7 protein-coding genes are annotated in these 11,466 nt (G+C 65.8%); 4 read left to right on the top strand and 3 right to left on the bottom strand.

Annotated elements, in window-relative coordinates:
• Positions 1–10: 10 nt before the first annotated feature.
• Together ACVOMH_RS09100 and ACVOMH_RS09095 are read right to left on the bottom strand one after the other, a co-directional pair.
• Positions 11–1,195: an efflux RND transporter periplasmic adaptor subunit gene (locus ACVOMH_RS09100; protein WP_481551733.1), complete on the bottom strand. Its 1,185-nt coding sequence runs from the start codon at positions 1,193–1,195 to the stop codon at positions 11–13.
• Positions 1,192–1,857: a TetR/AcrR family transcriptional regulator gene (locus ACVOMH_RS09095; protein WP_481551732.1), complete on the bottom strand. Its 666-nt coding sequence runs from the start codon at positions 1,855–1,857 to the stop codon at positions 1,192–1,194. Before ACVOMH_RS09095 ends, ACVOMH_RS09100 begins: the two co-directional genes overlap by 4 nt.
• A gap of 264 nt (positions 1,858–2,121) precedes the next feature.
• Between ACVOMH_RS09095 and ACVOMH_RS09090 the strand changes: the two genes are divergently transcribed.
• The 4 genes from ACVOMH_RS09090 (at position 2,122) to ACVOMH_RS09075 (ending at position 10,763) form a co-directional block, all read left to right on the top strand.
• Positions 2,122–7,101 carry an NAD-glutamate dehydrogenase gene (locus ACVOMH_RS09090; protein ID WP_481551731.1) on the top strand — a complete coding sequence of 1,660 codons (4,980 nt, stop codon included), beginning with the start codon at positions 2,122–2,124 and terminating at the stop codon, positions 7,099–7,101.
• Positions 7,102–7,229: 128 nt separating this feature from the next.
• Positions 7,230–8,000, top strand: a complete 771-nt coding sequence (locus tag ACVOMH_RS09085; protein ID WP_481551730.1) for an NAD kinase — start codon at positions 7,230–7,232, stop codon at positions 7,998–8,000.
• An 82-nt stretch (positions 8,001–8,082) separates the two neighbouring features.
• Entirely contained in the window at positions 8,083–9,027 is a 945-nt protein-coding gene (locus ACVOMH_RS09080) for a 5'-nucleotidase (protein ID WP_481524216.1), read from the top strand.
• A gap of 365 nt (positions 9,028–9,392) precedes the next feature.
• Positions 9,393–10,763 (top strand): NAD(P)-binding domain-containing protein, encoded by a 1,371-nt coding sequence (locus ACVOMH_RS09075; protein WP_481551729.1) that lies wholly within the window; start codon positions 9,393–9,395, stop codon positions 10,761–10,763.
• 18 nt (positions 10,764–10,781) lie between these two features.
• Here ACVOMH_RS09075 and ACVOMH_RS09070 read toward each other — a convergent pair whose 3' ends face one another.
• Entirely contained in the window at positions 10,782–11,336 is a 555-nt protein-coding gene (locus ACVOMH_RS09070) for a DUF2939 domain-containing protein (RefSeq protein WP_481551728.1), read from the bottom strand.
• Positions 11,337–11,466: the final 130 nt, after the last annotated feature.

The raw sequence follows: 11,466 nt of genomic DNA, 5'->3' as shown, positions 1-11,466 counted from the left end.
CGGCGTCCCGTTAGTTCTTCTTTTCCGTCGCCGGTGCCGGCGCGCCGGTGGCCGGTGCGGCAGCAGCCTGCGGCTGCCACGGGGTCGCCTTGGCCGGGCTCCCCACCTTGACCTTCTGGATGCCCGACACGATGACCTGGTGGTCAGCCGCCAGTCCCGAAGAGATCAGCCAGTTGCCGCCCTGCTGGCTGTCCAGCACGACCGCCTTGCGCTCGACCTTGCCATCCTTGCCCACCACCAGCACGAAGCCGCCCTGGGTGTCGCGTTGCACGGCTTGCTGCGGGATCAGGAAGGCGTTGTTGCGCTCACCGAGATGGGCCTTGAAGCTGACGAACGAGCCCGGCAGCAGGATGTGGTCGGGGTTGGGCAGCTGCGCGCGCAGCGACACCGCGCCGGTGGCCGGATCGACCGTCGGCGAGGAGAAGTCCAGCGTACCCTCATGGGCATACAGGCTGCCGTCGGGCAGGTTGACCTGCACCGTGGTCTTGCCGTCGCCAGCCAGTGCCAGCGCGCCCTTGTCCTGGGCCGCGCGAAGCAGGCTCAGCTCATCGGCGGACATCGAGAAATTCACATACAGCGGATCGATCTGGTCGACGGTGGTCAGCAAGGTGGCTTCCCCCTGGCCGACCAGCGCACCCTCGGTCACCTGCTGTTTTCCGGCCAGGCCGGCGATGGGCGCAGTGACGCGGGCGTAGCCGAGGTTGATGCGAGCGCTCTGGACAGCGGCTTCAGCCTGCTGCACGGCGGCGGCGCCGCTGCGCTCGGCGGCTTCGGCATTGTCCAGATCCGACTTGGAGACGAACTTCTGCGGGGCCAGTGAGCGGGCCCGGTTGGCGGTGGCGCGGGCATTGGCGTAGTTGGCACGGGCCGAGGCCAGGGCACCTTCGGCCGAGGCCAGCGCGGCCTGCAACGGGGCCGGGTCGATCAGGAACAGGACTTGGCCTTCCTTGACGTTGCTGCCTTCCTCATAGACGCGCTTCTGCAGCACGCCGGCCACCCGGGCGCGGACGTCGGCCGAGCGGAAGGGCGACAGCCGGCCGACCAGCTCGCGCTGCAGCGGCAGGGTTTTCGGCTCGGCGGCGATGACGCCCACTTCGGGCGGTGGTGGAGCAGTCTGGGCCTGTTCTTTCTTGCAGGCCGCCAAAGAAAGCGCGGCGACGAAGGAGAGCGCAAGGGCGCGAAGCGGGGCGGTCATCGGGAGGAGCTCCGGGTGTTGTTTTTATTGGGAGGAACGGCCGCTTCGGCTGGCGCGGCGAACGCGCGGAGGAAGCTGTCGATCGCGAATTCAGCCCACTGGCGCCGTTGTCGGGCATGTTCGCGGTGGGGTACATGGAAGCGCTGTCGTTCGAACTCTTGGCCGCAGATCATGCTTATTAACAGTTCGGCCATGAAATGCGGGTCGTCATGGATCAGGCGGCCATCGGCAATCTCGGTTCGCATCCATTCAGCTACGTGATCGCGCAGGGCTTCGGCACTGCCCTGGTACATGAACCGCGCTTCTTCGCGGAATTCATGGGCGCTGGCGCCGATCACCTGCGAGGTCTGGCGGTTGCGTGGCTGGTTGCGGTGTTCCAGATAACCGAGGGCGAAATCCAGCAGGATTTGCCGCAGCGGCGTCTCACGGCAGGCCGAGAGCGCGGAGGTCGCGGTGGAGACGTGCAGCTGCATCGCCTTGCGCAACAGGTCGCGCTTGCAGCCATAGCGGCTGTAGAGGGTCTGCTTGGAGCAGCCGGCGTGGGCTGCCACCGCGTCCATGCTCAGCCGCATGCCCTGGATGGCCAGCAGCTCGCGCACGGCGTCGAACACGCGCTGGTCGCGGGCGTCGGTGGTGCGGGTGTTGGCGTCGGAGGTCTGCACAGGGTCTGGACTATACCGTCCAGTACAGAATTAATACAGGTTTTCCGCCGTCTAGAAACCGGAGGGGACGAGGCGGAGATGCAAGGGGCAAGCGAGCGTTTCCGACATCGGGAAAACGTGCGGGCAAGGGCCGCGCGATGAGCGGCAAACCATTGCGGGGCGTGTGTTACACGGCTTTTTCTATGCCGCCATGCAGCAAGGCTCTTTTGGTTGCCGGAGATACAATCGCCGATTCTCCAACGAGCACCACCCAAAAGCTCCGTTATGAAATCGCAAAACAGCGCTGCCAAGTCCACCCAACCGAAACGCAAGCCGGTAGCCAAAGAGACTGTCCTGCAGGCCGGCCTGTCACTAGAACCCGTTTTTTCAGCGTTGCGGAAGCGATACCCCGTTGCCGCGCAGAGCCAGGCGGTGGCGTTCGCGTCGGCGTTCTACAAGCGGATGGAGGCGGACGAGTTTTGTCTGCACTCGGCCGAGGAGTGGGCGGTGCTTGCCGCCGACATGTTCGAGTTCGTGCGCGTGCGCAAGCCGGGCAAGGCCAACGTGCGGGCGTTCAATCCGACACTGAAGGCCGATGGCTGGGAATCGCCGCATACGGTGCTGCAGATCGTCAACGACGACATGCCGTTCCTGGTCGATACCGTGTCGCTGGCACTGGCCGAGCAGGGCATCGGCGTGCATGTGCTGGGGCATCCGGTGATCGTGCTGGCCCGTGACAAGGCCGGAAAACTCTCCGGAGTGGGCGAGGGCGCGGCGGAGTCGGTGATGCTGCTGGAAATCGACCGGCAGCCCGCCGCCGGGCTGGAGGCGGTAGCCAAGCGCATCAGTGCGGTGCTCGAGGATGTGCGCGCGATCGTCAAAGACTGGAAGCCGATGCGTGACCAGGCGCTGGCACTGGCCGGGGATCTGGGCAAGCGCGCCTTGCCGGTCAGCAAGGCCTCGCGCCTTGAGGCGCAGGAGTTCCTGCGCTGGGCGGCCGACAACCACTTCACCTTCTTCGGCTACCGCGAGTACAAGGTCGAAAAACAGGGCCGCGAAGAGGTGCTGGTCGCGCAGAAGGGTACCGGTCTGGGCCTGATGCGCGGCTCGGACGGGTCGGTCGCACGGCCGGTCAAGGGCCTGGCGGCACAGGGCCTGAACACCACCAGTGGCCTGACCGATGCATTGATCCTGACCAAGACCAACGCCCGTTCGCGGATCCACCGCGGCGGCTATATGGACTACATCGGCGTCCTGGAGTTCGATGCCAAGGGCAGGATCATCGGCGAGCAGCGCTTCCTGGGTCTGTTCACTTCCAGCGCCTACAGCCGGCGCCCGTGGGAAATCCCGCTGGTGCGCCTGCGCTATGAGAACGTGATGCAGCGTGCGGGGCTGAGTGCCTCCAGCCACAGCGGCAAGGCGCTGCGCCACATCATCGAATCGCTGCCGCGCGAAGAGCTGTTCCAGTGCAGCGAAGACGAACTTTTCGACGTGGCGATGGGCGTGCTGGGTCTGCAGGAGCGCGTGCGCAGTCGCATGTTCCTGCGTCGCGACAAGTTCAGCCGTTTCATCTCCGCGCTGGTGTTCCTGCCGCGTGAACGGTTCAATACGGATGTGCGTCTGCGTATCGAGGCCATGTTGCGCGAAGCGCTGCAGGGCGAGTACGTCGACTCCCACGTGGTGCTGGGGGATTCTCCGCTGGCACAGGTACATCTCATCGTCCGGCCCAAGGCCGGTGGAAGTCTGGAGCCGGATACCGGCGATTTGGAGAAGCGTTTGGCTAATGTATTGCGCAACTGGCAGGACGATCTGCGTGAAGCACTGATCGCCCGTCACGGGGAAACCGAGGGGCTGCGCATCGCCTCGCGTATCGGCAAGGCACTTCCGGCGGGGTATATCGAAGATTCCAGTGCTGAAATCGCGGCGGCCGACGTGGCCCAGCTCGACGCACTGACCGGTCCTGACGATCTGCGCCTGAACCTGCACGCGCTGCGCCGTGATGGCGTGGACGGCCTGCGTCTGAAACTCTACCGCCAGCTCAAGGACATTCCGTTGTCCGACGTGCTGCCGATGATGGAAAACATGGGCCTGCGGGTCATGGCCGAGCGGCCGTACCGGCTGATGGTCGACAACGCGCCGGTCTACGTGCAGGACTTCGAGGTCGAATCACTGCTGGCCGGTATCGATGTGGCGGCGGCCAATCCCACCTTCTGCGAGGCGTTCGCCAAGGTATGGCATGGCGAGGCCGAGAACGACGGTTTCAACCGGCTGGTGCTGGGCGCCGGCCTGGACTGGCGCCAGGTGTCGATGCTGCGCGGCTATTGCAAGTACCTGCTGCAGATCGGCGTGCCGTTCTCGCAGGCCTATGTGGAAGGCACCTTCAACCGCTATCCGCTGCTGGCACGGCTGATCGTGGAGCTGTTCGAAGCGCGCTTCGAACCGGCCCCGTCCACCGACAAGGCGGTGCTGGACGCACAGCTGGCCCAGCTCAAGGCGCTGGCCGGTGACGATGTTGCCACCCTCAAGCTGCTCGAGGGCCTGGTCAAGGCACGCAAGGGCAAGCGCGATGCGCGCATGGCGGTTGTCCATGACGCGCTGATCAAGCTGCTCGATGGCGTCTCCAGCTTGGATGAGGACCGCATCCTGCGCAGCTTCATCGGCGTGATCGAAGCCACGCTGCGCACCAGCTATTTCATGCCGCGCAAGGACGGCGTGCGCGCCGACGGTGGCCCGGCCGACTACATCAGCTTCAAGTTCGACGCCGCCAAGGTGCCGGACCTGCCCAAGCCGCGCCCGTACCGCGAGATCTTCGTGTGCGGCCCGCGCGTGGAAGGCACCCATCTGCGCTTCGGCCCGGTGGCCCGTGGCGGCCTGCGCTGGTCGGACCGTCGCGAAGACTTCCGCACCGAAGTGCTGGGTCTGGTCAAGGCACAGATGGTGAAGAACACCGTGATCGTGCCGGTCGGCTCCAAGGGCGGCTTCTTCGCCAAGCAGCTCCCGGACCCGGCGGTCGATCGTGACGCCTGGTTCGCCGAAGGCGTGGCCTGCTACAAGCGCTTCATCAACGGCCTGCTGGATATCACCGACAACATCGTCGACGACAAGATCGTGCCGCCGGTGGGTGTGGTGCGGCACGACCAGGACGATCCGTACCTGGTGGTGGCGGCCGACAAGGGCACCGCGACGTTCTCCGACACCGCCAACGGCATCGCCCGTGCGCACGGGTTCTGGCTGGACGACGCCTTCGCTTCGGGTGGTTCGGTCGGTTACGACCACAAGGGCATGGGCATCACCGCGCGCGGTGCGTGGGAGTCGGTCAAGCGCCACTTCCGTGCGCTGGGCCGCGACTGCCAGAAGCAGGATTTCACCGTGGTCGGCATCGGCGACATGTCCGGCGACGTGTTCGGCAACGGCATGCTGCTGTCCGAGCACATCCGCCTGGTCTGTGCGTTCGACCACCGCCACATCTTCCTGGACCCGAACCCGGTGGCGGCGACGTCCTTCAAGGAACGCGCGCGCATGTTCAAGGTGCCGCGTTCGAGCTGGGCGGACTATGACAGCAAGCTGATCAGCAAGGGCGGCGGCATCTACCCGCGTTCGCTCAAGTCGATCGAGATCACTCCGGAAGTGCGCGAAGCACTGGGTATCGACGCCGGTATCAAGGCGATGACCCCGACCGAGCTGATCAGCGCCGCGCTGCGGGCGCCGGTGGATCTGGTGTGGAATGGCGGCATCGGCACCTACGTCAAATCCGCGACCGAGACCCATGCCGATGTCGGCGACCGCGCCAACAACGGGCTGCGCGTCAACGGCGGCGAGCTGCGCTGCAAGATCGTGGGCGAGGGCGGCAACCTGGGCATGACCCAGCTCGGCCGCATCGAGGCCGCGCAGGCCGGCGTACTGCTCAACACCGACTTCATCGACAACTCGGCCGGTGTCGACACCTCCGACCACGAAGTCAACATCAAGATCCTGCTCAACGACGTGGTGCGAGCCGGGAAGCTCAGCGTCGACCAGCGCAACAAGCTGCTGGCGTCGATGACCGGCGAGGTGGCCGAGCTGGTGCTGATGGACAACTACCGTCAGAACCAGGCGCTGAGTGTGATGGAGCGCATGAGCACCACCCGGCTGGGCTCCAAGCAGCACTTCATCCGCACGTTGGAGAAACAGGGCCTGCTCGATCGCCAGATCGAGTTCCTGCCCTCCGATGCGGAGCTGTCGGCACGCAAGCTGCGCGGCCAGGGCCTGACCCGTCCGGAGCTGGCGATCCTGCTGTCGTACTCGAAGATGGTCGCGTTCCAGCAGCTGCTGGACTCGGACATCCCCGAAGATCCGTACCTGTCCAAGGAGCTGCTGCGCTATTTCCCGCAGCCGCTGCAGAAGAAGTACGCCGACGCGATGGAGCGTCACCGCCTGAAGCGCGAAATCATCGCCACGGCGGTGACCAACCAGACCATCAACCGCATGGGCGCGACGTTCCTGATGCGGATGCAGGAGGACACCGGCCGCAGCATCGCCGAGGTCGCCAAGGCCTACACCATCAGCCGCGAGACGCTCGATGCCCGTGCGTTGTGGGCGCAGATCGACGCGCTCGACGGCACGCTGCCCGAAGCGGTGCAGGTCGATGCGCTGGAAGTGATCTGGAAGCTGCAGCGCTCGTTCGTGCGCTGGCTGCTGTCGCGTCCGGGCGCCATGCCGGGTATCACCGCGGCGGTGGAGCGCTATCAGGCCGCGTTCAACGATATCCGCGTCGCCTCGGGCGTGTTGCCCGACTCGCAGCGCCCGGCGTATGAGGCCAGCGTCCAGGAATGGAAGCGGAAGGGGCTGCCGGCGGCACTGGCGCAGCAGCTGTCGGAACTGCAGTTCCTGGAGCCGGCGTTCGACATCATCGAACTGGCACGCACCCGCAAGCTCAAGCCGGTGGAGGTGTCCAAGGTGCACTTCCGTCTGGGTGAAGCCCTGCAGATGCCGTGGCTGTTCGAGCAGATCGACGCGCTGGAGGTCAACGGCCGCTGGCATGCGGTGGCCCGTGGCGTGCTGCGCGACGAACTGGCCGCACACCAGTGCAGCCTGGCCGGCCAGGTGCTGTCCATGCGCGGCAGTGGTGCCGAGGCCAAGGTTGCCGCGTGGCTCAAGCGCGATGACAGCGGCCTGCGCTTCACGCTGGGTATGCTGGCCGAACTGGCCGAGCAGAAGACGCTGGACTACCCGACCGTGTCGGTGGCGGTGCAGCGTCTGGGCCAGTTGGCCGCGCACGGCGCCTGAGGCCGGACGGGTGCCCCGGCCCCCCGGGACACCCGTTTGCCGCGATAGAGGAAACGACAGCCCCGCCCTGGCGGGGCTGTCGTCTTTCCGGCCGCAAGGTATGCTCGGCACCTGCGTTGGAGCCGACGATGACTGTTTCCCCCCGTATCGCTTTTCTCGCCAGCAACACCGCGCAGGCCCAGACGGCACGTGCCGCGCTGGTCGCGCGCTATGGTGATTTCGATCCCGATGATGCCGACGTGCTGTGTCCGTTGGGCGGCGACGGTTTCATGCTGCAGACCCTGCACCGCCACGGTGGCATGGGCAAACCGGTGTTCGGCATGAAGCTGGGAACGGTCGGTTTTCTGATGAACCAGCACCGCGATGACGAGCTGATGGACCGGCTGGCGATGGCCGAGCCGGCGCACCTGCGCCCGCTGGAGATGATCGCGCAGACCGAATCGGGCACCACCACCGGCTCGCTGGCCTACAACGATGTGTCGATGCTGCGGCAGACCCGGCAGGCGGCGCATATCGGTATCGACCTCAACGGCCAGGAACGGGTGGCCGAGCTGATCTGCGATGGCGTGCTGGTCTCCACCCCGGCTGGCAGCACCGCCTACAACTACTCGGCGCACGGGCCGATCCTGCCGCTGGGCTCCAATACCATCGCCCTGACGCCGCTGGCACCGTATCGACCGCGCCGCTGGCGGGGCGCGATCCTCAAAGCCGATACCGAGGTGCGCTTCCGTGTGCTCGATCCGTACAAGCGGCCGGTCAGCGTCACCGCCGATTCGCATGAGACCCGCGACGTGGTGGAAGTGACCATCCGCGAGTCGCGCGAGCGCCAGGTGACCTTGCTGTTCGACCCGGAACACAACCTGGAAGACCGCATCCTCAGCGAGCAGTTCATGTTCTGACGGCACGCCCGTCATGGCCGCGCTGGCCACGCACCGGGACGTCCCGGCCAGATGGTTCAATTGATTCGGAAAAAAGCAGCATATGGGCGACAACTCACCAAGACTTCTCACCGTGGCCGTGACCTCGCGGGCGCTGTTCGATCTGGAGGAGGGGCATGCGCTGTTCGAGCGCGACGGGCTGGAAGCCTATGCGGCCTACCAGCGCGAACACGAGGACGATGTGCTCAAGCCCGGCGTGGCGTTTCCGGTGGTACGCAAGCTGCTGTCCTTGAATGCCGGCGTACCGGGCGAGACGCCGCGGGTGGAAGTGATCCTGCTTTCGCGCAACTCCGCCGACACGGGCCTGCGCATCTTCAATTCGATCCAGCACTACGGGCTGGATATCGTGCGCGCCACCTTCACCGCCGGCGAGCCGACCTGGCCCTACGCCAAACCGTTCGGTACCGACCTGTTCCTGTCGGCCAATCCCGAGTCGGTACGGCGGGCGCTGGTGCATGGCATCGCGGCCGCCACCATCCTGCCCAAGGCGCCGGGCGAGACCCTGGCCGCCGCCCACGAACCGCTGGATACCGGCCGTTGTCCTGCGCAGCTGCGTATCGCCTTCGACGGGGATGCGGTGATCTTCGGCGATGAGAGCGAGCGCATCTCGCGCGAGCAGGGCGTGGAGGCATTCGGCCGGCACGAGCAGGAGCGCGCACACGAGCCGCTCAGTGGTGGCCCGTTCCGCAACTTCCTGTCCGCCCTGCACGCGCTGCAGGCGGCCTTCCCGGCAGGCGAGAATGCGCCGATCCGCACCGCGCTGGTCACCGCGCGTTCGGCACCGGCCCATGAGCGGGTGATCCGCACCCTGCGCGAATGGGGCGTGCGTCTGGATGAGGCCCTGTTCCTCGGGGGCCGGCACAAGGGCCCGTTCCTGGAAGCCTTCGGCGCCGACATTTTTTTCGATGATTCGCAGCACAACATCGACAGTGCCAGGCAGCATGTCGCTGCCGGTCATGTGCCGCACGGTGTAGCCAACGCAGGCTGATTTCCCGGGGTTTTTGACGGTTTTCCGCCGTCCTGCATTTGCGGGGCGGCGTGATGTCCATGTTAGGATGGGGCCGCTTTTGCGAGTATCCCCTTGCGGCATCGCGCCGCGCATCGATCTGCAGTACCGCGGCAGATTCCACTCGCATCGCACCCACCTGGTATCCAACGGGGCGGGGCTTGCTCCCGATCGGCGACGTTTGCGTTCCGCCATTCCCGTTGCGACGTGACTGCCAATGGCAGTTGCCGGGTATTCGCGCGCCACGCGGGTCTGGACAGCTGTCTCCTGCGTGGCGCTTCATATGCGCCCTTGCGCAGTACTGCATCGCCTTGTCGATGCGGCCGCTACACAGGAGAAAAAACCGAATGACCATGCGTATCGCCATTCTTGGCGCCGGCCCCAGTGGTCTGGCCCAACTTCGTGCGTTCGAATCAGCCCGCAGGGCCGGCGCGGAGGTGCCCGAGATCGTCTGTTATGAAAAACAGTCCGACCTTGGCGGAATGTGGAACTACACGTGGCGCACCGGCTTGGACGCCTATGGAGAACCGGTGCACGGCAGCATGTACCGCTACCTGTGGTCCAACGGACCGAAGGAAGCGCTGGAGTTCGCCGACTACAGTTTCGAGGAGCACTTCGGCCGGCCCATCGCCTCCTATCCGCCGCGTGCGGTGCTGCGCGACTACATCATGGGGCGCATCGAGAAGAGCGGCGTGCGCGACCAGATCCGCTTCAACATGGCCGTGCAGTGGGTGGATTACAGCCAGGACACCGGCCTGTTCACCGTCACCGTGCGTGACCTGAAGAAGGACGAGCTGGTCACCGAACAGTTCGACCGGGTGATCGTGGCCACGGGCCATTTCTCCACGCCCAATGCGCCGTTCTTCGAAGGTCTGGAACGCTTTCCGGGCCGGGTACTGCATGCCCATGACTTCCGTGATGCCTGCGAGTTCAGCGGCAAGGACCTGCTGCTGGTCGGCAGCAGCTATTCGGCGGAAGACATTGGCACGCAGTGCTACAAATACGGCGCCAGGTCGGTCACCTTCAGCTATCGCAGCGCGCCGATGGGCTATGACTGGCCCGAGACCTTCGAGGAGCGGCCACTGTTGCTGCGGCTGGAAGACGATATCGCGCATTTCGCCGATGGCAGCTCGCGCAAGGTCGATGCGATCGTGCTGTGCACCGGCTACCAGCATCACTTCCCGTTCCTGCCGGACGAATTGACCCTGCGCACGCGCAACCGCCTGTATCCGGGCGACCTGTACAAGGGCGTGTTCTGGATCGACAACCCCAAGCTGGTCTATCTGGGCATGCAGGACCAGTACTACACCTTCAACATGTTCGACGCGCAGGCCTGGTATGTGCGCGACGAGATCCTCGGGCGGATCGCCCTGCCGGATGCGGCGGCGATGCGTGCCGACAGCGAGGCCTGGCTGGCACGCGAGGAAGCCACCAGCTCGGCGGAAGAGGACATCGACTTCCAGACCGCCTACGTGCGTGATCTGCTCGATGCGACCGACTACCCGGACTTCAATGTCGAAGCGGTCGCCGCGCTGTTCAAGGAGTGGAAGCACGACAAGCAGGCCGACATCCTCGGCTATCGCAACCGCAGCTACCGCTCGGTGTTGACCGGCACGCTGGCGCCACCGCACCACACCCCGTGGATGGAGGCGATGGACGATTCGCTGGAAGCCTTCCTGGCCGACCGTGAAGTGCCGCAGGTGCGCCGGATCGCCTGAACCCCACAGGCGCCGGGATCAGCCCGGCGCCTGGTCCAGCGGCAGGAGGATGTTGCTCAGTCGCCACTGCAGCCCGTCGCGCGACAGCACGAACACGATGGCGCGTCCGTCGCGGGTCTGCGTGGTGGCGGTGAAACGCGAGAACGATTCGTAGCGGTGATGCGCGCCCTGCAACGGTCTGGCCGGGACAGGCGGCGCCCAGGCGTCGCCACCGGCCGTGTCGCCGGTCGCCCGTTTCCACACGTCCTGGCCCTGGAGCAGGGCGCCGATACCGGCCGGTGTGACCAGCGTATCGACCCCGGCGCCGGCCAGATCGCCGGCCATGCCCAGTGCCACCGCGCCCAGCAGGCTCGATTGCAGCTCCGGGCCGCCGCGGCGGACCACATAGTCGCTCAGCTGCGCTTTCAGGTTGGCCCGCAGTGCCGGGAAATCCACGTAGCGCGAGAGCTGTGCGGTATCCCGCTTCTCGATCGCCTCGCTGATGCCGTGGATCGCCAGGTAGGGGCCGGCGGCGACATAACCGCCGATGGCCATGAGCAGGACCAGGAGTATCGCCAGCAGCACTTTGTTCATCGCCCAGCCTCCTTATCGGTTGCCGCAAGCGTGCCGCAAAACCGCACCGGATGCGTGAAGCGCACCGTCGGGCGGGGTGTCCCGGTCGCAGCGGTTGCGACGCCGCCGTGTTGGCATGGCCGCAGCATCG

The organism is Stenotrophomonas sp. STEN013, assembly GCF_056760355.1.
The sequence above is the reverse complement of the archived record's forward strand: the minus strand, read 5'-3'. Positions and strand labels throughout refer to the sequence as shown.